This window comes from Acidovorax sp. GW821-FHT09A11 (assembly GCF_059418365.1).
Genome location: NZ_JBWKPS010000001.1, coordinates 415033 through 438017, shown reverse-complemented (window position 1 = coordinate 438017; position 22985 = coordinate 415033). Strand labels below are relative to the sequence as shown.

At 66.9% G+C, this 22985-nt stretch carries 20 protein-coding genes; 13 read left to right on the top strand and 7 right to left on the bottom strand.

Going from position 1 to position 22985, the window contains the following annotated elements; translation table 11 throughout:
• Positions 1-433: 433 nt before the first annotated feature.
• Positions 434-1357: a LysR family transcriptional regulator gene (locus tag AC07PV_RS02055; RefSeq protein ID WP_494629235.1), complete on the bottom strand. Its 924-nt coding sequence runs from the start codon at positions 1355-1357 to the stop codon at positions 434-436.
• Between the two features lie 445 nt (positions 1358-1802).
• Here AC07PV_RS02055 and AC07PV_RS02050 point away from each other — a divergent pair, with 445 nt between their 5' ends.
• The 11 genes from AC07PV_RS02050 to mmsB all read left to right on the top strand — a co-directional run bounded on the left by AC07PV_RS02050 (position 1803) and on the right by mmsB (position 11784).
• Positions 1803-2639 carry a hypothetical protein gene (locus AC07PV_RS02050; protein ID WP_369642522.1) on the top strand — a complete coding sequence of 279 codons (837 nt, stop codon included), beginning with the start codon at positions 1803-1805 and terminating at the stop codon, positions 2637-2639.
• Positions 2636-3484 (top strand): aspartyl/asparaginyl beta-hydroxylase domain-containing protein, encoded by an 849-nt coding sequence (locus AC07PV_RS02045; protein ID WP_492245982.1) that lies wholly within the window; start codon positions 2636-2638, stop codon positions 3482-3484. Before AC07PV_RS02050 ends, AC07PV_RS02045 begins: the two co-directional genes overlap by 4 nt.
• The gene (locus AC07PV_RS02040; RefSeq protein WP_494629233.1) at positions 3472-4500 is read left to right on the top strand and encodes a sulfotransferase family protein; all 1029 of its coding nucleotides are present in this window, start codon (positions 3472-3474) and stop codon (positions 4498-4500) included. The genes AC07PV_RS02045 and AC07PV_RS02040 overlap by 13 nt, the downstream gene beginning before the upstream one ends.
• The gene (locus AC07PV_RS02035; protein WP_494629232.1) at positions 4497-5681 is read left to right on the top strand and encodes a type 1 periplasmic-binding domain-containing protein; all 1185 of its coding nucleotides are present in this window, start codon (positions 4497-4499) and stop codon (positions 5679-5681) included. The genes AC07PV_RS02040 and AC07PV_RS02035 overlap by 4 nt, the downstream gene beginning before the upstream one ends.
• 12 nt (positions 5682-5693) lie before the next feature.
• Positions 5694-6236 (top strand): phage tail protein, encoded by a 543-nt coding sequence (locus AC07PV_RS02030; RefSeq protein ID WP_218294906.1) that lies wholly within the window; start codon positions 5694-5696, stop codon positions 6234-6236.
• A 277-nt stretch (positions 6237-6513) separates the two neighbouring features.
• Positions 6514-8037, top strand: coding sequence for a CoA-acylating methylmalonate-semialdehyde dehydrogenase (locus tag AC07PV_RS02025; RefSeq protein WP_494629231.1), 1524 nt, complete (start codon positions 6514-6516; stop codon positions 8035-8037).
• A 198-nt stretch (positions 8038-8235) separates the two neighbouring features.
• Positions 8236-8616 (top strand): lysozyme inhibitor LprI family protein, encoded by a 381-nt coding sequence (locus AC07PV_RS02020; RefSeq protein WP_494629475.1) that lies wholly within the window; start codon positions 8236-8238, stop codon positions 8614-8616.
• A gap of 45 nt (positions 8617-8661) precedes the next feature.
• The gene (locus tag AC07PV_RS02015) at positions 8662-9828 is read left to right on the top strand and encodes an acyl-CoA dehydrogenase family protein (RefSeq protein ID WP_494629229.1); all 1167 of its coding nucleotides are present in this window, start codon (positions 8662-8664) and stop codon (positions 9826-9828) included.
• 71 nt (positions 9829-9899) lie between these two features.
• The gene (locus AC07PV_RS02010; protein WP_369642528.1) at positions 9900-10364 is read left to right on the top strand and encodes a TfoX/Sxy family protein; all 465 of its coding nucleotides are present in this window, start codon (positions 9900-9902) and stop codon (positions 10362-10364) included.
• 30 nt (positions 10365-10394) lie between these two features.
• Complete coding sequence (locus AC07PV_RS02005) at positions 10395-10784, top strand: DUF488 domain-containing protein (RefSeq protein WP_218338508.1); 390 nt, start codon at positions 10395-10397, stop codon at positions 10782-10784.
• Positions 10785-10890: 106 nt separating this feature from the next.
• Complete coding sequence (gene mmsB / locus AC07PV_RS02000; RefSeq protein ID WP_218294901.1) at positions 10891-11784, top strand: 3-hydroxyisobutyrate dehydrogenase; 894 nt, start codon at positions 10891-10893, stop codon at positions 11782-11784.
• A gap of 50 nt (positions 11785-11834) precedes the next feature.
• Here the strand turns inward: mmsB and AC07PV_RS01995 are convergent, their stop codons facing one another.
• The 4 genes from AC07PV_RS01995 to icd all read right to left on the bottom strand — a co-directional run bounded on the left by AC07PV_RS01995 (position 11835) and on the right by icd (position 19333).
• Positions 11835-15476, bottom strand: a complete 3642-nt coding sequence (locus tag AC07PV_RS01995; protein ID WP_494629228.1) for an EAL domain-containing protein — start codon at positions 15474-15476, stop codon at positions 11835-11837.
• An 18-nt stretch (positions 15477-15494) separates the two neighbouring features.
• Positions 15495-15890 carry a response regulator gene (locus AC07PV_RS01990; RefSeq protein WP_218294899.1) on the bottom strand — a complete coding sequence of 132 codons (396 nt, stop codon included), beginning with the start codon at positions 15888-15890 and terminating at the stop codon, positions 15495-15497.
• Positions 15887-17737, bottom strand: coding sequence for a PAS domain S-box protein (locus AC07PV_RS01985; protein ID WP_218338506.1), 1851 nt, complete (start codon positions 17735-17737; stop codon positions 15887-15889). The genes AC07PV_RS01990 and AC07PV_RS01985 overlap by 4 nt, the downstream gene beginning before the upstream one ends.
• Positions 17738-18070: 333 nt before the next feature.
• Positions 18071-19333, bottom strand: a complete 1263-nt coding sequence (icd, locus tag AC07PV_RS01980) for an NADP-dependent isocitrate dehydrogenase (RefSeq protein ID WP_494629226.1) — start codon at positions 19331-19333, stop codon at positions 18071-18073.
• A 193-nt stretch (positions 19334-19526) separates the two neighbouring features.
• Here icd and AC07PV_RS01975 point away from each other — a divergent pair, with 193 nt between their 5' ends.
• Together AC07PV_RS01975 and AC07PV_RS01970 are read left to right on the top strand one after the other, a co-directional pair.
• Complete coding sequence (locus AC07PV_RS01975) at positions 19527-19757, top strand: hypothetical protein (protein WP_218294896.1); 231 nt, start codon at positions 19527-19529, stop codon at positions 19755-19757.
• A gap of 208 nt (positions 19758-19965) precedes the next feature.
• Positions 19966-20490, top strand: coding sequence for a DUF192 domain-containing protein (locus tag AC07PV_RS01970; RefSeq protein ID WP_494629225.1), 525 nt, complete (start codon positions 19966-19968; stop codon positions 20488-20490).
• Positions 20491-20592: 102 nt separating this feature from the next.
• On the opposite strand, the gene AC07PV_RS01965 is transcribed toward AC07PV_RS01970, so the two are convergent.
• Complete coding sequence (locus AC07PV_RS01965) at positions 20593-21174, bottom strand: superoxide dismutase (protein ID WP_218338504.1); 582 nt, start codon at positions 21172-21174, stop codon at positions 20593-20595.
• Positions 21175-21355: 181 nt separating this feature from the next.
• The gene (xseA, locus tag AC07PV_RS01960; RefSeq protein WP_494629224.1) at positions 21356-22681 is read right to left on the bottom strand and encodes an exodeoxyribonuclease VII large subunit; all 1326 of its coding nucleotides are present in this window, start codon (positions 22679-22681) and stop codon (positions 21356-21358) included.
• Between the last annotated feature and the right edge of the window lie 304 nt (positions 22682-22985).

Here is a 22985-nt window from a genome sequence, read left to right as displayed (position 1 = left end):
AGCGGTGGCGGAAGTGTGGCCCGCCGCAAGCCGCCACTTTGCCACGGCGGGCCCGCAGGGGCGCCGCTTTCAGGCCGGGCCGGCCCGCATGGGCAGCCTCACGCAAGGGGTGGACGGGCTGCACAAGGGCGCTGCGCCTGCGTGTCCACGATGGCAGCCGCCGCCTGCGGCAACTGCGCGGTCTGGTAGTCCGCGACAGCAGCAGCACGTCCGGCCAGCCCGCGATCTGCGGATGCCGTTGAGCCGCGCGAGCAGCCGTGCCGTGATCAGGCCGCGCAGGCCGCCGCCGTCCAGGCTCAATATCCGGTACTTGGCCATCACAGGTCTCCTTCATCGGCGATGCCGCCGTGCCAGGGCCCCGCGGTGCAATCACCGGTGCCGGGACACGCGGCACTGCAAAAAATTCATGAAAAGCGCCCGTAAGGCTTTTCCATCAAGCGCTAGTAGCTCCCAAATCAATAGCACCAATGGAAGGCAGCAGCAACCCTTGCCGGGCCGCCACGGCCTCGCGCAAGAACGCCCAGGTGGCCTGCATGCGCGCCACGTGCTTGTTCTCGGCGGGCATCGACATCCAGAACGTGCGCTGGAACCGCGCCACCCCGGGCAGCACCGGGACCAGCGAGGGATCTTGGGCCGCCACGAACGCGGGCAGCACCGCCAGCCCGGCACCGGCGCGCGCCGCCTCGTACTGCGCGAGGATGCTCGTGCTGCGCAGCACGAAATGCGCGGGGCGGTGCAGCTCGTCGAGGATCTGCAGTTCCTTGCTGAACAGCAGGTCGTCCACATAGCTGATGAAGGTGTGGCCGCGCAGGTCGTCGGCCGTGTGGACGGGCGCATGGCCGGCGAGGTAGTCGCGCGCGCCGTAGAGCTGCAACACATAGTCGGTGAGCTTGACCACCAGCACCGCGCCTCGCACGGGGCGCTCCAGGGAGATCACGATGTCCGCCTCGCGCCGCGACAGGTGCACCAGGCGGGGCAGCGCCAGAAGGTCCACCACCAGGCCCGGGTGGTTCTGTGCGAAGCGGGCCAGCTGCGGCGCGAGGATCAGGTTGCCAAAACCCTCGGTGGTGCCGATGCGCACCAGGCCGTGCAGCCCTTGCCGCACACCAGGCGCCGCACTCTCCACCGCGAGGAACGCGGCCTCCATGGCCTCCACCTTGGGCATCAGCTGCCGCCCTGCTTCCGTGAGCCGGTGGCCCCCGGCTTCACGGGCGAAAAGGGCCGATCCCACCTGTTTCTCCAGCGCCTGCAGGCGGCGCGACACGGTGGTGTGCTCCACGCCCAGGCGGCGTGCGGCGCCCACCAGCGTGCCGGCGCGCGCGAGCTCCAGAAAGTAGCGGAAATGATCCCAATCCATGGGCCGATTGTGGCGCCCTCGGAGCCCGTCGCCAGGAAGAAGAGGATGCGACGCCTGCACGCCCCCGGGCTCGCCCTCCTCCTTTCCTGCACCAGGCGCCTTTCGCTGTAAACGCGATGATTGTTAAAAATTTACACTCTGTGTTTTTTGTTGCACACTCCAGCCGCGCCCGGCACCCGAGCAGCGGGACCGCGCACAGCCACAAGAGCCCAGGGATTCCCCAAGGCCGCCGATACACAGGGAGGACAGGATGAATGCATTCATGCAGCCGCCCGCGGCTGCCCGCCAGAAGCAAGCCCGTGCCGGGCTTCTCCGCGCCAGCCTCCGCGCCCCGGGCCCATTCCTTGCATCTTTCGGGAAGCCGCGCGCGGCGGGCTTCCTTTCCGCGCATCCCGGGCCACGCCCCGCTTTCCTTGCCTCCCCGCTTCCTTAGCCTCAGACATCTATGACACGCACCACTCTCTCATACAAGTCGCTTTGGGCCGGCCAGGCCTGCCTGGCGTTGGCCACCCTGGGTGCCCATGCGGCGGATGTGAGCATCACGCCGCCTGTCGGTGGCGGCTTTGTGATCAAAGGCCCCTCCAACACCGACAGGCTGCGCGTGCAAGGCTCCGGCGAAGTGCTGGTCCCCAGCCTGTCGGGCACGCCCAATACGAACACCAGCGTCCTGTGCTTTGACGGCCCGTCCGGGCGGCTGGGGCAATGCGCCCCCGGCGTGGCGTCGGGAGCCACGGGAGCGACCGGCCCGACCGGCGCGACGGGAGCCATCGGAGCGACCGGCGCCACCGGCCCGGCAGGCACCACGGGCGCTACCGGGGCCGCCGGCCCCACTGGCGCGACCGGCGCGACCGGAACGGCAGGCCCCGCCGGCGCCACGGGCGCGGCGGGTAGCAACGGCGCTCCGGGCGTGGCGGGAGCCACCGGCCCCACGGGCGCTACAGGCCCTGCGGGCGCCACGGGTGCCACGGGCGCGACCGGCCTCCCAGGCCCTGCGGGCTCGCTCAGTGTCAATGTGCGGACCGCAACCGGCACCGGCACCACGGACAGTTGCAATGCGACCGCCTGCTGCCTGCCCGGGGAGAAGGTTGTAGGGGGAGGGTACGAGGGTGCCAGCGGGGCTGGCGGGATCGATACGGGCGGCGTGTTCATCGCCGCCAACTACCCCACGGCGGGCGGCGCTTGCGGCGCTTCGGTGCAAAGTTGGAGCATCCGGCTTCTGAACTCCTACCGCGTTCCCACCCTGACGTCGGCGTGCATCGCCTACGCCATCTGCGCGCAATGACGCCTCTGGAATCACCTGCGCAAGCACAGCCCCAGGGCCTGATGGTGCAGGGCATGCAAACAGCCCGGCTGCCCTGGCGGTTCGACGCCGCTGCGGCCCTGGCCGAAGTCAACGCCCTGCCCTCCTCGCTGTGGCGCACCCATTTCAACGAGGGCCGCCACGATGGCGGCTGGCAGGCCCTCGCGCTGCGTTCCGCGCCCGAGGCCCCCATCGATGTCGTTCCTGTTGATGTGCCGGCATCGGGCTATGCCGACACGCCCGCGCTGGAACAGTGCCCCACGCTGCGCGCCATGCTGGACACCATGGCCTTGCCCTGGAAGTCCGTGCGGCTCATGCAATTGCTGCCGGGCTGCGAAATCAAGGAGCACACCGATGCCGGCGTGTGCGCGGCGCGGGGCGAGGCCCGCCTGCACGTGCCACTGCAGACGGGCGAGCAGGTGTTCTTCCATGTCGATGGCGAGCGCATCCCGCTGCGGGCTGGCGAGTGCTGGTACGTCGACGTATCGCGCCCGCACCGGGTTCGCAACCGTGGCAGCCAGACCCGGGTCCACCTGGTGGCGGACACCTCGGTGGACATGCGCCTGTTCGAGGCCTTCCGCGCCAGCGATGCCGGCGAGCCCCTGCCCGACCCCAGCGACCCGTGGAGCCAGTTCATCCGGTTTCGCGACTTCGTGGGAGCGGATGCGGAACACTCCGCAAGGCTCAGCGCCATCACCAACACCGCCGAGTTCGTGCAGGAATCGGTGCGCATGGGGCAGGACGCCGGCTTTCAATTTGACGCATCGGATGTGGAGTCGGCCATGAAGGCCGGGCGCCGCGCGTGGGTGGAACAATGGATTCTGTGAACTTCAGCGGCTGGCGCCCGATCCGTTTTTACATCGCCAAGGGCCAGGTGATGGTGGACTGGATCCGCATGCTCGACGAGCCGCTGCGCGAGCCTTTCTTCCAGCACGGCATCCAGAGCCAGATGCAGCACCCCTTCCATCTGGCGTTCCGGCGCCAGACGCCGCTTCACGACCTGCTGGCCTGGCATGAACGGTCGCCGGGCCTGGACCCCTCGCTCGTCATCTTCCACGTGTCGCGCTGTGGCTCCACGCTCATCACGCAGGCGCTGGCGGAAAGCCCGCACCATCTGCAACTGTCGGAGCCCGCTCCGGTGGACTTTCTGCTGCGCCAGGCCTTGCCCAGCGGGTGGCTGGACAGGACCCAGGTCGTCCGTGCGTTACGGGCGTGGGCCAGTGCCTGGGGGCAGCGCTGCGACGATGCCAGCCCGGGGCTGGAGTCCTTCAGCATCAAGCTGGACGCCTGGAACACAGACAAGGCCCCGCTCGTGGCGGAAGCCTGGCCCGAAACGCCCTGGGCATTCCTGACCCGGGAACCCCTGGCGGTGCTGGTCTCGCAGATGCGAGAACGCGCCTTCTTCCTTGTGCCGGGCACGCTGGGCGCATGCCTGGACGGTCTCAGCGTCCATGAACTGGCCGTCATGCACCCTGAGCTTTACTGCGCGCGCGTGCTGGGGAACATCTATGCGGCCATGACCCAGGAGTTCGACCCCGCACGCACACTGCTGCTCGACCACGCCGAACTGCCCGGCGCCATTGAAACCCGGGTGCTTTCCCACATGGGCTGGAATGCCTCGGCGACCGATCAAGAGCGGATGCGCGAACGTGTCACACGGCACGGCAAGCACCCCCATCAAGTCTATGTTTCAGACACGGAATCCAAACACAGCATGGCAAGCGATCATCTTCAATCCCTGACCGCGCAATGGATCGCCCCTCACTACCTGAGGCTTCAGGACCTGCGCCAGTCCCACCATCCTGCAGCCTCCCCGCATCTCGCCGAGGAGGCACTGCCATGATCGCCCCCCTGCATCGACGCCATTTCCTGGCCGCGGGCAGTGCGGTGGCGGCCACCGGCGTCTCGACGCCTGTTCTCGCGTCCGCCGGCCCGTCAAGCCCCCATTGGCACATCCTGGGCATCGCGCCCATGTCGGAAAAGCTGCCGCAGCTTGCACACGACTACCGGCACGGCGTGGAGCTGGGCCTGGCGCAGGCTGGCGCCTCGCAGGTCGGGCTGACCTGGCTGTCGGCAGGCCCCTTGCCTGGAGCCCCTGCCAAGGCCATCGGGTCCGCACTGCAGGACGGCAAGATCGATGCCGTGATGGGGTGGATACCCCCTTTGCTAGCGAAAAAGGTGTCTGCCTTGACGGAGAAGGCCGGTGTGCCCCTCTGGATCAGCGACAGCGGCGCCGACATCGCCACTCCCTCGGAACAGCACCCCCTGCAGGTTCGCCACAGCCTCGAACTGTGCACCATGGCATCCGCGCTGGCCGACAAGGTGCACGCGCAATGTGGTCCACGCGCTTTCCTGTCGATGGGCTGGCACGAATCGGGGTATGACTTTGTCCAGGCCTTCCAGCACCGCTGGCGCTCATTGGGTGGGCAGATCGTGGGCCGCCACATTGCAGGCGCTCCAGGGCGTTCACCGGAATTTGATGATCTGAAGCAGGCGATTGTTTCGCAGCAACCGGATGCGGTGATTGCATTGTTCTCCGGCCCCCAGGCGCACCGTTTCAGCCAATGGTGGCAAGCCCAGCCGGCCTTGCTGCGCACCCAACTGGCCGGGTTCCCATGGCTTTCCGATGGCACCTCGGGCGTTCGTCCATGGACCGTGGCAAGCTGGCCCACCGCAGACATCGCAGAGACTGGTTGGAAGACTCGATTCGCACAGGCAGGCCTTGCGTGGACCGCCGCTGCGCTGCTGGGTGCAGAGGCCGGCGCCAGCCTGGGCAGCGCCCTGGCGGCCGCTCCCCCGGGAACCAGCACCAAGGACGTCTGGGCGGCATTGACGAGCAAACCGCTGGCGGGCCCTCGCGGACAACGGTACTGGGCCAGTTCCGCCAGCGACAGCGCAGGGCCGTTGTGGGAGCGCTCGACCTCCGTCACCGGCACCTGGCTCCAACGCCACCAGGCTTACTCCCACCTCGGTGCGTCCGCTGCCGCCCAGGGTGGATGGATCACTGGCTACTTTTTGACTTGATGAGGAATCGCTATGAGTGAACCGTTTATTGCCGAAATCAAAATGTTCGCTGGCAATTTCGCCCCCCGTGGGTGGGCTTTCTGCCAGGGTCAAATTATGAGCATTGCCCAAAATACGGCCTTGTTTTCCCTGCTGGGCACCACCTACGGCGGCAATGGACAAACCACCTTTGCCTTGCCAGACCTGCGTGGCCGGGCTCCCGTCGGCACAGGCCAAGGGCCGGGACTTCCCGAAGTCACCATGGGTGAAATTGGCGGCAGCCCCACCCACACGCTGATCAGCACGGAAATGCCGGCACACACCCATGCAGCGCCCACCATTCCTGCATCCACCACCCTGGGCACCCTGCAGGCACCCGGTCCCGGGGCGATGCCGGCAGCGTCCAATCAGCGCAATGCCCAATATGCTGCCAGCGGCACTGCCGATACCCAATTGCCCATGAGCAGCGCGACGACCGGTATTGCAGGTGGCAGTCAACCGTTTTCCATCATGCCCCCGTATTTGGGGATGAACTACATCATTGCCGTGGAGGGCATATACCCGTCCAGAAACTGAATGGACCAACCCGCCACGGAGCGGCGGAAAAAAGGGGCCGACGGCAGCGTTTGCCCCTTTTTGCATTTCTGCTTCACTGAACAAAAAACCGCACCCTGAGGACAGGAGCCTTCGGCTGCTCATCCCCTGATCCGCTGGGGTTCGGGCTTGCTGTTTTCATGTGCAAATAAGCACATACACATTGCAGAGCAACGCCTTGTAATTACATATTTGCACGCATAACATGCACGGGTTGGCCTGCACCGCGGGCCGTTTGCAACCCCCCGGAGACAAAACCATGAACGCACCCACCCACGTGGCCGCACTGGCCCCCACCGTCAAGCTGCTGATCGGCGGCCAGTTCGTCGAGTCCAAGACCACCGAGTGGCGCGACGTGGTGAACCCCGCCACGCAAGAGGTGCTGGCCCGCGTGCCCTTTGCCACGGCCGAAGAAATCGATGCCGCCGTGGCCTCGGCCAAGGAAGCGTTCAAGACCTGGAAGAAGACGCCCATCGGCACGCGCGCCCGCATCTTCCTCAAGTACCAGCAGCTCATCCGCGAAAACATGGCCGAGCTGGCCGCCATCCTCACGGCCGAACAAGGCAAGACCTTGCCCGACGCCGAAGGCGACGTGTTCCGTGGCCTGGAAGTGGTGGAACACGCTGCCAGCATCGGCAACCTGCAGCTGGGCGAGCTGGCCAACAACGTGGCCGGTGGCGTCGATACCTACACCCTGCTCCAGCCGCTGGGTGTGTGCGCGGGCATCACCCCCTTCAACTTCCCGGCCATGATCCCGCTGTGGATGTTCCCCATGGCGATCGCCACGGGCAATACCTTCGTGCTCAAGCCCTCCGAGCAGGACCCGATGGTGACCATGCGCCTGGTGGAGCTGGCGCTCGAAGCGGGCATTCCACCCGGCGTGCTCAACGTGATCCACGGCGGTGAGATGGCCGTGAACGCGATCTGCGACCACAAGGACATCAAGGCAGTCTCCTTCGTGGGCTCCACCAAGGTGGGCACCCATGTGTACAACCGCGCCACCCTGGCCGGCAAGCGCGCGCAATGCATGATGGGCGCCAAGAACCACGCGATCATCCTGCCCGACGCAAACAAGGAACAGTCGCTCAACGCCATCGCCGGTGCCGCGTTCGGCGCCGCCGGTCAGCGCTGCATGGCCTTGCCCGTGGTGGTGCTGGTGGGCGAGGCGCAAAAGTGGATTCCCGATCTGGTGGCCAAGGCCAAGACGCTCAAGGTCAACGGCGGCACTGAAAAGGGCACGGACGTGGGCCCGCTCGTTTCCTGTGCGGCGCTCTCGCGTGTGGAAGGCCTGATCGAACGCGGCATTGCCGACGGCGCCACGCTGGAGCTGGACGGCCGCAAGCCTGTGGTGCCCGGCTATGAAAAGGGCAACTTCGTGGGCCCGACGATCTTCTCGAACGTGAAGCCCGGCATGGCCATCTATGACCACGAAATCTTCGGCCCCGTGCTGGCCCTGGTGCCCGCCGCCGACATCGACGAAGCCATCGAGTTCATCAACAGCAACCCCAACGGCAACGGCACCGCCATCTTCACCCAGTCGGGTGCGGCTGCACGCAAGTTCCAGGAAGAGATCGATGTGGGCCAGGTCGGCATCAACGTGCCAATCCCCGTGCCAGTGCCGCTGTTCTCGTTCACGGGTTCGCGCGCGTCCAAGCTGGGCGACCTGGGCCCTTACGGCAAGCAGGTCGTCATGTTCTACACGCAGACCAAGACGGTGACGGCCCGCTGGTTTGATGACAGCACCACGTCGCATGGTGTGAACACGACGATTAGCTTGAAGTGACATCCCCCTGAGGCGCTGCGCGCCTTCCCCCTTCTCTTCTCTTGCATCGCTGCGCGATGCGGAAGGGGGACGCCACCCGTGCGGCGGGGCGGCCCTTGCACGGTGGCACTGGCCTTAGGCCGCGCCAGTCGTGACCACTGTGGTCGATGGTAAAAGCGGGGCATGCAAATTGATCTGACAATGATGCGGGGATGGGCCATGGTCTTCGGTGCGGCTTGCGTGATGCTGGTGGGAGCCAATGCCCACGCGCAGGCCGGTGCCGCCTGCAAGCCCGGCGGCAGCGTGGACGAAACCAATGCCTGCGCCGTGCAGGCCTTTCAGGCGGCAGACACGCAGATCGCGATCCTCTACGGTGATGTGATGCGCGCCCTGTCGGCCCACGAGCGGCCCCAGCTGCGGCAGGAGCACACGGCCTGGCAGCGCGAACGCACCACGCGCTGCAAGCAGGCCACGCGCAGTGCCGAGTCGCAGCCCCAGTGGCCGCGCCTGTACCACGAGTGTCTGACGACGGAGACCGAGACCCGCCGCAAGGGCCTGATGCGCTGGCTGACGCTGGACCACCCATCCGCCAGGCCCTGAACCGGGCGCCCAGAACAACAAGAACCGACGACGAGACAGAACACCATGGACTTTGAACTCACCGAAGAACAACGCGCCTTTGCCCAGACGGCCCGCGACTTTGCGCAAGCCGAGTTCGCGCCCCACGCGGCGTTGTGGGACGCTGAAGGCATCTTCCCCAAGGAAGCCATCGCCAAGGCGGGCGAGCTGGGCTTTTGTGGCCTGTATGCACCCGAGAACGCCGGTGGCCTCGCCCTGCCCCGCCTGGACGCCACCCTGGTGTTCGAGGAAATGGCCGCCATCGACCCCAGCACCACCGCCTTCATCACCATCCACAACATGGCCACCTGGATGCTGGGCACCTGGGCCATCCCTGCCGTGCGCGACCACTGGGGGCCGCTGTTGACCACGGGCGAGAAGCTCGCGTCCTACTGCCTCACCGAGCCCGGCGCGGGCTCCGACGCCGCCTCGCTCAAGACGCGTGCCGAACTGGTCGGAGCCGAATACGTCATCAACGGCAGCAAGGCCTTCATCAGCGGCGCGGGCAGCACCGACGTGCTGGTGCTCATGGCGCGCACGGGCGACGCGAATTCGGGCGCGGGCGGCATCAGCGCCTTTGCCGTGCCCGCCGATACGCCCGGCATCAGCTACGGCAAGAAGGAACACAAGATGGGCTGGAACAGCCAGCCCACGCGCACCATCAGCTTTGACAACGTGCGCATCCCCGCCGACCACCTGCTGGGCCGCGAGGGCGAAGGCTTCAAGATCGCGATGAAGGGCCTGGATGGCGGGCGCATCAACATCGCCACCTGCTCGGTGGGCGCGGCGCAGGGCGCGCTCAACGCGGCCCAGCAGTACATGCAGGACCGCAAGCAGTTCGGCAAACCCATCGCCAGCTTCCAGGCCCTGCAGTTCAAGCTGGCCGACATGGCGACGGAACTCGTGGCCGCGCGCCAGATGGTGCGCCTGGCCGCCAGCAAGCTGGACGCGGGGGCCCGCGACGCCTCCACCTACTGCGCCATGGCCAAGCGCTTCGCCACCGACGCGGGCTTCACCGTCATCAACGACGCCCTGCAGCTGCACGGCGGCTATGGCTACATCCGCGAATACCCGCTGGAGCGCCTGCTGCGCGACGCGCGCGTGCACCAGATCCTGGAAGGCACGAACGAAATCATGCGCGTGATCATTGCGCGGCGCATGCTGGACGGGGATGCGACGGAGGCCATCCGCTAGGCAAGAACTCCTGTTTTTATAGCTGCCATCGCTTATCCATCAAGCGCTAGCGGCCTATTTGACCTGAAACCATGCCCGCCCGCCCCCTCTCCGACGAAACCCTGCACCTGATCGACGCCGTGCGCACGGCGCTCGCGCACCGCAGCGACGTGGAGGAGCGCCCGCTGTTCGGCACCCATGCGTTTTTTGTGGACGGCAAGATGTGTGTCGCCGTCAAGGGCGAGGAACTGCTGGTGCGCCTGCCGCCGGAGCGCCATGGCGAGGTGCAGGAGATGCAGAACACCCGCGAGCTGTCGCCCGGCGGCGGCATGAAGGGCTACTTCTGGGTGGAGCCCAATGGCTACGCCACGCGCGCACAGTGGAACCATTGGCTCGAAGCAGCCCTGGCCTACAACCCGCTGGCCAAGGCATCGCCGCGCAAGAAGAAAACAACCAACACCCCGGCCGCGGCCAGGAAAGCGCCCGCCAGCACCGGCACCCAGCCGAAGAAAAAAACCGCCGCGAAGAAGCACAGCATCTTCGAAGCCGACGACTGATCTGCCCCACCCTCCCTGGAGCCCACCACCATGCCCCTTCGCATCGTCCGCCTCGGCACCCCGCGCGCCGCCGGGGAAGGCACCCGCATCGGCACCGTGCGCCGCCCGCCGCGTGGCGTGCCCAAGACCGAGTTCGCCAGCCGCGACTATTACGACGTGTGGTACCCCCTGCTGTCCCCCACGGCCGAACTCATGGCCCAGGGCCAGCAGGCGCAGACGGACAAGGAGTGGGACGCGTTCGTCAAGCAGTTCCGCAAGGAACTGGCCCAGCCCGAGGCCAGCCGCACGCTGGACCTGCTGGCCGCGCTCTCGCGCCACGCCGCGATGTCGCTGGGCTGCTACTGCGAGGACGAATCGCGTTGCCACCGCTCGGTGCTGCGCGCGGAGCTGAAAGCCCGCGGCGCAGACTTCGCCGAGTGATTTTCAAGTCTTTTCGGCCGGTAGCCCTTTGAAATCAAGCGCTGGCAGCTATCAATTTCATACCAACCCGATTCACCACCACAACGACATCCAGGAGAAACACACCATGAAGATTGCATTCATCGGCCTCGGCAACATGGGCGGCCCCATGGCCCTGAACCTGCACAAGGCGGGCCACGACGTGGGCGCCTTCGACCTCTCCAAGCCGGCCTGCGACAAGCTCGCCGCCGATGGCGTGCGCATCGCGACGGACGCCGGCGCCTGCGTGCAAGGGGCCGAGGTCGTCATCAGCATGCTGCCCGCCAGCCAGCACGTGGAAACGCTCTATCTGGGCAGCGACCGGCAACCCGGCCTGCTGCCGCTGCTGGCCGAGGGCACGCTGGTGATCGACTGCTCGACCATCGCCGCCGCCACGTCGCGCAAGGTGGCCGAGGCCGCCAAGGCACGGGGCATGGACTTCATCGACGCGCCCGTCTCGGGCGGCACGGGCGGGGCCATCGCCGGCACGCTGACCTTCATGGTGGGCGGCGACACCCCGGCACTGGAACGCGCGCGCCCCGTGCTCGAGAAGATGGGCGCCAACATCTTTCACGCCGGCGCCGTGGGCGCGGGCCAGACGGCCAAGATCTGCAACAACATGCTGCTGGGCATCCTGATGGCCGGCACCAGCGAGGCGATTGCCCTGGGCGTGGCCAATGGCCTGGACCCGAAGGTGCTCTCCGAGATCATGCGCCGCAGCTCGGGCGGCAACTGGGCGCTGGAGAAGTACAACCCCATGCCCGGCGTGATGGAGACCGCGCCGGCGAGCAAGGGCTATGCGGGCGGCTTCGGCACCGACCTCATGCTCAAGGACCTGGGGCTGGCGCAGGAGAACGCCGCGGCCGTGAAGGCCTCCACCCCGCTCGGCGGCCTGGCACGCAGCCTGTATGCCGCACACAGCCTGGCGGGCCATGGCGCGCTGGATTTCTCCAGCATCATCAAGTTGGTGCAAAAACACTGACACCACGCGGCGGCGCGGCGGCGGGGCCCGCCACGGGACCGCCGCCGGACTCAATGCGCGGGCACGCCGGCGGAACCCGCCAGGAACTGGGCCTCGAACACGTCCGCGGGCAGGGGCCGGCTGAGCAGGTAGCCCTGGATCTCGTCGCAGCCCAGCAGTGCGAGCCGGCGGCACTGGTCGTCCGTCTCGACCCCCTCGGCCACCACCTTGAGCCCCAGCGAGTGCCCCATGTTGATGATGGTGGACACCAGCGCCTGCCCCTGGGCTCCGGTGTCCATGCCCAGGATGAAGGAGCGGTCGATCTTGAGCGTGTCGGCCGGCAGCGTGGCCAGGTAGCTCAGCGATGAGAACCCGGTGCCGAAATCGTCGATGGCGATCGTGATGTCCATCTCGCGCAGGGCGTGCAGGCTGCGCCTGCTGTGCTCCACGTCCTCCATCACCATGCTTTCGGTGATCTCCAGCTCCAGCCCGCTGCCCGCCCCCGGGTCCAGGGCCAGGGCCTCGCGCACCTCGGCCACGAAGTTGCGGTGCCGAAGCTGCAGGAACGACACATTGACCGCCACGCGCAGCGGCGCGTGGCCCGCCTGCCGCCAGCGCCGGTTGTCCGCCAGCGCCTGGCGAAGGGCCCAGCGGCCCACGTCGTAGATCAGGCCGGTCTCCTCCAGGATGGGAATGAAGAGCCCCGGTGGCACCAGGCCCCGGTGCGGATCGTTCCAGCGGATCAGCGCCTCGGCGCCCGCCACGACGCCGCTGGCCAGGCATTGCTTGGGCTGGTAGTGCAAAACAAACTGGCCCTGCTCCAGCGCTTCGCGCAGGCGGCCTTCCAGGCTCAGCGCCTCGGCCACGCGGGTGTTCATTTCAGAGGTGTAGAACAGCAGGCTGTCGGCCGATGCCTTGGCCTTGCCGACCGCGGCCTCGGCGTTGCGCAGCAGTGCTTCGGCATCCACGCCGTCCATGGGGTACAGGGCTACCCCTGCCTTGGCGGCCATGCGCAGCTCGGTCTGCCCCAGCAGGAAGGGCGCATCAAAGCAGCTGCGCATGAGATGGTCCACCACCAGCGCCACGGCCCCGGCATCGCGGGCGCCGGCCACGGCCATGCCGAAACTGTTGATCCCGATGCGCGCCACACCGTGCACATCGGCCGCCGCATGCTGCAGCCGCTGCGCCACCTGCTTGAGAAGCTCGTCCCCCATCTGCCGCCCCAGCGTGTCATTGACGAACCGGAACCGGCTGATGTCCATCAGCGCGATCCCGAGCAGCGGCCGCGGCCCTTCGCGGGGCCGCAGGTGCTGGCCGGCGCGCTCCAGGAAAAGCGTGCGGTTGGGCAGGCCGGTGATCTCGTCGTAGTAGGCCAGGTAGCTCAGCCGGTCTTCCTTGTCGAGGTGGTCGAGCGCGAAGCCGATGTCGCCGGCCAGCTCGGTCAGCAGCTTCATCTCGGCCTCGTCGAAAAAACCCATCTCTTCGGAAAACAGGGCCAGCACCCCCACCACCTCGTGGGCCACGACCAGCGGCAGCATGGCCAGCGACGCCACGCCACGCTGCGCCAGCAGGCCGGGCAGCAAGATCCGGGGGTCGCCCACCACGTCGTCGCACACGGCGGGCAGCCCGGTGCGAACCACCTCCGCGCTCAGGCTCTCGCCCGGGGTGGGCTTGTCGTGGAGCCGCAGCCGGTCCCGGATGTGCGCGAGGAAGTCCTCTCCCGCGCCAGAGAGCGCCACCGGCACCAGCTGCTGGCGGGCCGCGTCCACCTTGCCCAGCCACGCGATCTTGAACTGCCCTTCCTCCACGGCGATGCGGCAGGCCTCGTGAAACAGCTCCTCGCGCTTGCGCACGCGCACGATCAGCGTGTTGATGCCGCTGAGCATGGCGTACACGCGGTTGAGCCGCTTGATCTTGTGCTCGGCCTCCTTGCGCTCGGTGATGTCCTCCCCGAGCGCGGCCACGCCGGTCACCTGGCCGCCCGCCGACCGCAGCACGGTGTTGTTCCAGTGCACCAGCCTGCGCTCGCCGCCGCGAGTGATGATTTCGTTGTCGTAGTGCCAGGCAGAAGGGCGGTCGGCCAGCAGGTCGGCGAACACGTCGCGCACATCCGCCTGCTCGGGCGGCACGAACAGCGAGAACCAGTTCTGGCCGGACACCTCGTCGCGCCGCCACCCGGTCAGGCGCAGCAGGTAGTCGTTGCAATAGGTGATGCGCCCCTCGCAGTCGAGCATCAGCGAGATCATCTCCACCTTGTCCAGCATGTCGTTGAAGCGGCGGTCGCTCTCGCGCAGTTCTTCCTCCGCGCGCTTTTGCACGCTGATGTCCTGGATGGTGTTGAACCAGCGGACGGTGTCGCTGCCCACGCCATCGTCGGCCAGCAAAGGCTCCATGACCTGGCGCAGGTGGATCACCGCGCCGTCTGCGCGCACGAGGCGGTAGTTGAAATCCAGGCGCACGCCCTCGCTGGCAGCCTCCAGCGCGCGCTCACGGAACAAGGGCTGGTCGTCCGGATACACGAGGGCCAGCCATTCGCGCGCGGACCGGGGCATCGCCGACGGCTCCACGCCCAGCATCTGGGGGCAGGTGTCGGGCCAGCTCTCGAACACGCCGTCCTGGCTGCTGATCACATGGGTGATCTTGGCCAGCACCTGCGCGCGGTGCAGGCCCGCCTCGCTGGCCCGGAGCTCTTCGATGACCCGCTTGCGCTCGATCACCTCGAACTGAAGCTGGTCGGCATGGCGCTGCACCTCCGCGTACAGGCTTCCGTTCTCGTAGATGCGCCCCACCTGGGCGCCCAGGATGGACAGGATCTTCTCGTCCTCGGCGCTGAACTCGTGCGACCCGGGCTTGTTGGCCAGGCAGATCCAGCCATAGGAGAACGACAGCGATGTGATGGGCGCGATCAGGCCGCAGTGCAGCGCCGGATAGCCCGCCGGCAAGCCCACCTCGCGGGGGTCGCCGCTGGCGTTGGCCACCCGCCGCGCCCGCCGCTCGGCGCGCACGCTGCCCAGCAGGCCGTGCGACACCACGGGCAGGTCCAGCACCCCCGTCGCGGCGGCATCGATGCCACTGGTGCAGACCAGGGCCGCATGGCCATCCTTGCGCACGGCGCACAGCACCACGTACTGCGCGCCCACCAGGTCCCGCGCACCCCGGCAGACGCTGGCCAGCAGCACCTGCGGGTCGCGCTCGGACGCCAGCTGCAGGTTCAGGTCGGTCAGCGCCGCCAGCCGGCGGTTCATGGCTTCCAGCTCGGCCACGTTGCCGGTGAGCTTGTCCGCCATGAGCTGCAGGTGCCGCGTCTGGAAGCTGTGCTCCAGCGGAAGCACGGGCTGTGGCGGAACCTGCGACAGCGCCTGCTCGATGGCCGCGATGATGTCCTGCGGCTCGCAGGGCTTCACCAGCACCTGGGCGACCCCGCAGGCCAGGGCCAGGTTGCGCGCCTCCTGCTCGCGGAAATGCGCGCTGTAGAAAATCACCTGCGTGGCGGCGAGCTGGGGGTCGGCACGCAATTGCCGCACGAACTCATAGCCGTCCATCGTGGGCATCAGGATGTCGGAGATCACCAGCTGCGGGCGTTCTGCCCGCACCACGTCCAGCGCCTGGGCGCCGTCCGCCGCCTCCAGCGCCTGGTGGCCGCTGTGTCCTATGAGCGTGGCCACCAGCGCCCGGTTGGCCGGAAGGTCATCCACGACAAGGATCTTGGCCATGCTGCCGCCGTAGCTGCTTCAGGCCGCCGCAGGCGGCGCGTGGAACGAGGAGCCCAGAAATGCCTCGACCTGCTTCACGAAGGTCTCGGGCGTGATGGGCTTGGAAAGGTGCTCGTCGAAACCCACGTCGAGCGCCTTCTCGCGGTCGCCCGGCATGGAGAATGCCGTGACGGCCACCAGCGGCACCACGCGCCACGCGTGGTGGGAGCGCAGGCTCTGCGCCACCTCGTAGCCGTTCATGACGGGCATCTGCAGGTCGCACAGGATCAGGTCGGGCGATTCCGCCAGCGCGAGCCCCATGCCCAGCGCGCCATTCTCGGCGGCCAGCACGCGGTGGCCCGCGGCCTCCAGCAGGTAGGTGACGAGCTCCCGGCTCGCGTCATCGTCCTCGATGACGAGGATGGTGGCTTTCATGCGCTGGTCTCCTGGAATTCCACGGTGAACGTGCTGCCCTGCCCTTCGGTGCTTTCAAAGCCGACGCTGCCGCCCAGCGCCTCGGCCAGCTTGCGGCTCAGGTGCAGGCCCAGGCCCGTGCCTTCGTGGTGGCGCCGGTCGGCGGTCTCCACGCGCGAGAACGCCTCGAACAGCCGGGACTGCTCCTGCGGCGCGATCCCGGGCCCCGTGTCCCGCACCCGGACCTGCACGGTGCGGCCTTGCGGCGACAGCGTCTCTTCCAGCACCACCTCCACGGACCCCTCCGGCGTGAACTTGATGGCATTGCCCACCAGATTGATGAGTATCTGGCTGAACGCCCGGCGGTCGGTGTGCAGGGTGACGGCCTGGGCGGGCGCGCGCACGCTGAACGCCAGCCCCTTGCGCCCGGCCTCCTGCTCCAGCGTGGCCGCGACTTCCGCGACGATGCTCCGGCAGTCGAGCGCCTCGATGTTGAGCGACACCTTGTTGGCGCTGAGCTTGGCCACATCCAGCAGGTCATTGATGAGGGAAAGAAGGTGCCGCGCCCCCGTCTGCACGATGCGCAATTGCTTGTCCTGCTCGGGATTGAGCGGGCCCGGCAGCTTCATCAGCAATGTGCCCGTGAAACCGATGATGGCGTTGAGCGGGGTTCGCAGTTCGTGGGACATGCTGGCCAGGAAGCGGTCTTTGACCAAGGCCGCATTTTCAAGCTCCAGGTTCTTGTCGCGCAAGACCCGCTCGATCCGCTTGCGCTCGGTCACGTCGCGGATCGCGCTCGAGACGAAAAGGCCTTCCTCCGTCTGCAGCGGGCTCAGGCTGATCTCGACCGGGAACTCGGAGCCGTCCTTGCGCAGTCCGTACAGATCAAGGCCCGCCCCCATGGAGCGGGTGCGTGGCTCGACGAAGAAGCGGTGGCGGTGCTCGGGATGCCGGGCATTGAAACGTTCGGGCACGAGCAATTCGATCTTCTGGCCCAGCAACTCGGTGCGGCTCCAGCCGAACAGCTTCACGGCCTGGGAATTGACCAGCACGATGCTGCCATCCCGGTCGACGATGACCATGGCGTCGGGCGCGGCTTCGAGCAGGTCCTTGAACTTCTGGTCGGCCCGCTTGCGGTCGGTGATGTCGCGGATGGCGCTCATCACCATCTCGCCTTCCTCGGTGTGGATCGGGCTCAGGCTGATCTCCACCGGAAACTCGGTGCCCCCCTTGCGCAGGCCATACAGCTCCAGGCCCGCTCCCATCGTGCGCGTGCGCGGTGCCCCGAAGAAGCCGCTGCGGTGCCCCAGGTGCGCGCCCCGGTAGCGGTGGGGCAGAAGCACTTCCACCGCCTGCCCCAGCAGCTCGGCCCGCTCGTAGCCGAACACGCGCTCGGCCTGCGAATTCACCAGCACGATGCGGCCGGTCACATTGACCATCACGATGGCATCCGGCGTGGATTCGAGCAGGTCGCGAAACCGTGCCTCCAGCAACTTGGCCTCGCGCTGGACCTTGAGCTGGGTGACATCCTTCTTGCTGGACAGGAAGTACAGCAGCTGCCCGCCGTCATCGCGCACCGCCTTGGTGGAGACATTCACGTGCACGAGCGAGCCGTCCTTGCGGCGGCGCACCGACTCGTGCACCGCCGTCACGCCGCGCAATGCCTCGGCGCGGATCTCGTCTTCCTCATGGGCCCGTCCCTCGGGAACGATCAGATCCATCAGGGATCGGCCCTGCACCTCGGCCAGCGCGTAGCCAAAGATCGCTTCGGCGGCGGGGTTCCAGTTGAGCACCATGCCCTCGGGCGACAGCACCAGCAGCGCATCGGGGTTTTGCTCCCAGTATGCGGCGGAAAAATCAGATGCCATGCAGCCCTCCCTGTGTGAGGCCATCTCCCTGCGCAGCGCGCCCAACGCGCACAGACGGCAGCGGCCTTCGCCCTCATTGCCCTCGCCAATGGCTGATCCCATCTTAGGCGGGAAATCTCCAAATAGCCAACACTCAACCGCCCCGCGGATCACCCGCCCCGGCCGCCTGGGCGCGGGCCGCCCCGGGACCGCGCGGCCCAAGCCGCGATGCGCCATACCCCGACCCATCTTCGCCATCCGCCGTGGGAGGCCGAAAAAACAAAAACCCCTGAAATCCTCACGGAGATCAGGGGCTCCATCCGTGCCGCGCGGCCCCGCGCGGCGCGGCGGCGGTCAGTCCATCGCGTCGATCATCACCTGGCCAAAACCGGAACAGCTCACCTGCGTGGCGCCATCCATCAGGCGCGCGAAATCGTAGGTCACCTTCTTGGAGGCGATCGACTTTTCCAGCGAGCGGATGATCAGGTTGGCAGCGTCGATCCAGCCCATGTGGCGCAGCATCATCTCGGCCGAGAGGATCTCTGAGCCCGGGTTCACGTAGTCCTTGCCGGCGTACTTGGGCGCCGTGCCGTGCGTGGCCTCGAAGCAGGCCACCGAATCGGACATGTTGGCCCCGGGCGCGATGCCGATGCCACCGACCTGGGCCGCCAGCGCGTCCGAGATGTAGTCGCCGTTGAGATTGAGCGTGGCCACCACCGAGTATTCGGCGGGGCGCAGCAGGATCTGCTGCAGGAAGGCATCGGCGATGCTGTCCTTGATGGTGATGTCCTTGCCCGACTTGGGGTTCTTGAACTTACACCACGGGCCGCCATCGATCAGCTGCGCGCCAAACTCCTTTTGCGCCAGGGCATAGGCCCAGTCACGGAATCCGCCTTCGGTGTACTTCATGATGTTGCCCTTGTGCACGATGGTCACGCTGGGCTTGTCGTTGTCGATGGCGTACTGGATGGCCTTGCGCACCAGGCGCTCGGTGCCCTCGCGCGACACGGGCTTGACGCCGATGCCCGAGGTGTTGGGGAAACGGATTTTCTTCACGCCCATCTCATCCTGCAGGAACTTGATGAGTTTCTTGGCCTTGTCGGACTCGGCCTCGAACTCGATGCCGGCATAGATGTCCTCCGAGTTCTCGCGGAAGATCACCATGTTGGTCTTCTCGGGCTCCTTGAGGGGCGAAGGCACGCCCTTGAAATACTGCACGGGGCGCAGGCAGACATACAGGTCCAGCTCCTGGCGCAGCGCCACGTTCAGCGAGCGGATGCCGCCGCCCACGGGCGTGGTCAGCGGGCCCTTGATGGAAACCACATACTGGCGCAGCACCTGCAGGGTCTCTTCGGGCAGCCACACGTCGGGGCCATACACCTTGGTGGATTTCTCGCCGGCGTAGACCTCCATCCAGTGGATCTTCTTCTTGCCGCCATAGGCCTTGGCCACCGCGGCATCCACCACCTTGATCATCACCGGCGTGATGTCCAGGCCCGTGCCGTCGCCTTCGATGAAAGGGATGATGGGCTGGTCCGGCACGTTCAGCGACATGTCGGCGTTGACGGTGATTTTCTCGCCTTCGGCGGGCACCTTGATGTGCTGGTAGCTGGTCATGGGCGGGTGTCTCCTGGGGTGGCTGAAACAGGATTCAGCGAATTGGGCAAAGCGCTCTGAAGCCGGTCAATTCTAATGACAAATATTTCTGGCCAAGACCCTGTCAACGCGGCTGCCGCTGCTATCGTTGGGGGTGGAGCCATGCGGGGTTTCGCATGGCCCTCAACCCTTGTTCACACTGGAAACGGCACATATGAAAAAACTCCTCGCTGTACTGGTGGCTGGTCTGTTTGCTGCGGGTGCTTTCGCACAGCAAGCGCCAGCAACCGCTCCCGCCCCTGCTGCCCCCGCAGCCCCCATGGCTGCGCCCGCCGCAGCTCCCGCACCGGTAGCCAAGACCCACAAGGCCGCCACCACGGCCAAGAAGAAGACGCACAGCACCAAGAAGGTCGCCAAGAAGAAAACCACCAAGAAGGTGGCCTGAAACGCCGGGCGCCAGGCCCGCGCGGGGCCAGGGCCCGCCGCTTCAAGATCGCCCGCTGCCGCGGGCGTTTTTGTTGATGGGGGCCGTGCAATGCCCCGTTGTGCCGCCATGCCGGCATGTTTGCGCTAATCTGCCATCGTCCGCAGCGTGATTTTTCCGCTGCCCGTTCATTGCCATCGTCCTTGTTGCCTTCATGAAAGCCCTGCCCATGACCGATCTTCTCCCGGCCCGCGCCCCGCAGGCCCGCACCGCCCGCGTGATGTCCTTCGCGCGCCGCGCCGCCCTGGCCGCCGCCGCCCTGGTGGCCGCCACCGCCCTGCTGCATGCAGGCGGGGTTGCCGCCCAGGAAGGACCGCAGCTGAATCTGCGGCGCGTCGAACTGACGGCGGGCATGCACCGCATCGACGCCCAGGTCGCCCTTGCACCCCAGGAACGCCAGACCGGCCTCATGCACCGCAAGGAGATGCCGCAGCACGAAGGCATGCTGTTCGTGTTCGAGCAGCCGGCACAGCAGTGCTTCTGGATGAAAAACACCCTGCTGCCCCTCACCGCGGCTTTCGTGGAGGATGACGGCACCATCGTGAACCTGGCGGACATGAAGCCGCAGACACTGGACTCCCACTGCTCCGCCAAGCCCGTGCGCTATGTGCTGGAAATGAACCAGGGCTGGTTTGCCCAGAAGGGCATCAAGGCAGGGACCAAACTCTCGGGCGCGCTGTTTCGCCGCCCCTAGGTCCGCCCCTGGGCCAGAGGGACCGCAAAGAAAAACGGCCCCGCGGGGCCGTTTTTTCTTGTCCGCGGCAGGTGGCTGCCGCGGCACCGCGCAAGCAATCCGTCAGGCGAAGTTGGCTTCCGCGAACTTCCAGTTCACCAGGCTGGAGAGGAAGGTCTCCACGAACTTGGGGCGCATGTTGCGGTAGTCGATGTAGTACGCGTGTTCCCACACGTCCACCGTCAGCAGTGCCTTGTCGGCCGTGGTCAGCGGCGTGCCGGCGGCGCCGGTGTTCACGATGTCCACGCTGCCGTCGGCCTTCTTCACCAGCCAGGTCCAGCCCGAGCCGAAGTTGCCCACGGCGCTCTTGACGAAGGCTTCCTTGAAGGCGGCGTAGCTGCCCCACTTGGCGTTGATGGCCGCAGCCAGCGCGCCGGAGGGCTCACCGCCACCCTGGGGTGCCATGCAGTTCCAGAAGAAGGTGTGGTTCCAGATCTGGGCGGCGTTGTTGTAGATGCCGCCGCTGGACTTCTTGACGATCTCTTCGAGCGTCATGGATTCGAATTCAGTGCCCTTTTGCAGGTTGTTGAGGTTCACCACATAGGCGTTGTGGTGCTTGCCGTGGTGGTACTCCAGGGTTTCCTGGCTGTAGTGCGGCGCCAGGGCGTCGATGGCGTAAGGCAGCGGGGGAAGGGTATGTTCCATGGTGGTTTCCTCGTGGTTTGAAATTCTGGGATGCCATCTGCACCGCGATCTTTCCTGAGCAATGCAGTCGGACACAGCACAAAGGGGGCATTGTAGGAAGATCAGGTGACCTGTGCAGCGTGAGGCCACACGGATCGGTGCCGAAGCGCCACAACCCGCCACTGTCCTACAGGCACCCCCGTCAGAGCAGGCGCGGCTGGGACACCGTCACATCCACCACGCCGTCGGCCAGCGTGGCGCGCAAGGCGTCGCCGGGGTGCGCCTGCCGCGCGCTGGTCACGGCCTGGCCCCCGGTATCGGTCAGCAGCGCGTACCCGCGCTGCAGCACCAGGCGCGGGTCTAGCAACTCCAGCCGCAGGGCCGCGCGGTCCAGGCGGTCCGACTGCCGCGCGGCGCAGCGCTGCAGCTTGTTGGGCAAATCGGCCTCCAGCGCTTTCTGCGTCTGCGCCAGGCGCTGCAATTTCAGGAGCACTCCATGCCGCATGCGCTGGGCCAGGCGCGCCAATTGCATCTGCTGGCGCACCACCAGGCCGGACGGGCGGCCCAGCCGCGCCGCCGCCTGGTCCAGCCGCTGGTGGCGTGCATCGAGCTGGCGCTGCACCGCGTCGCCGATGCGCTCGCCCAGCAGGCCCAGGGCGCCCAGCCACACGTCGCGGGGCTGGGCCACCAGCTCGGCGGCCGCGGTGGGCGTGGGCGCGCGCAGGTCGGCGCAGAAGTCGGCGATGGTGAAGTCCGTTTCATGCCCCACGCCGCTGACCAGCGGCACGGGGCTGCGCACGATGGTGCGGGCCAGTTGCTCGTCGTTGAAGGCCCAGAGGTCTTCGATGGAACCCCCGCCCCGCACCAGCAGGATGACGTCGATCGACGGGTTGCGGGTCAGATCAGCCCCTGGCGCTTGTCCAGCTTGCGCCAGCAGATACAATTTTGATAGCGCCGCCACCAGCGACGCCGGTGCGGCGCCCCCTTGCACCTGCGCGGGCACCAGCACCACCGGGATGTGCGGCACGCGCCGGCGCAAGGCGGTGACGACGTCGTGCAGGGCCGCCGCCCCCGTGGAGGTGACCAGGCCGATGCCGCGCGGCTGCAGGGGCAGCGGACGCTTGCGGTCGCCGCTGAAAAGGCCTTCGGCCTCCAGTTGGGCCTTCAGGCGCAGGAACTGCTCGAACAGCGCCCCCTGCCCCGCCCGCTGCATGCTTTCCACGATGAACTGCAGGTCGCCACGCGCTTCGTACACGCCAAGACGGCCGCGCACTTCCACCAATTCGCCATCGCGTGGAGAAAAGTCAAGCAGGCTGGCCGCGCGGCGAAACATGGCACAGCGCAACTGGCCATTCGCGTCCTTGACCGAGAAGTAGCAATGACCGCTGGAAGCGCGCGAGAAGCCCGTGATCTCCCCGCGCACCGCGACAGGATTGAACCGCGCCTCCAGCGCATCAGCAATGGCGCGGCATAGCGCGCCAACTTCCCAAACGCGCGGCGCCGCCGCGAGGCCCGGGCGCTCAAACATGAGATACGGCGGGCTTCCGCGGCGCGCTCCAGGGGCGAGTACTCCACAGAACCGCCCGAGCGACCCAGGACGGCAGCGCGCCCGGCAAAACTGGCCGCAAAACACGGTTGCACGTGCAAGTTATTGATTTATATGATTTTTTCACTGCGCAATTTTTCATCAATCTGTTGCAAGCACGGCGGGACGCCACTTTGCGCGGCGCACGAACCGGGTTTCCCACAAAGTTATCCACAGTTTTTGTGGGTGACACCGCCGATGCGGTGGCCACCCGGCAAGGTAACTGTTTGTGACGCGGAGGCGGCAG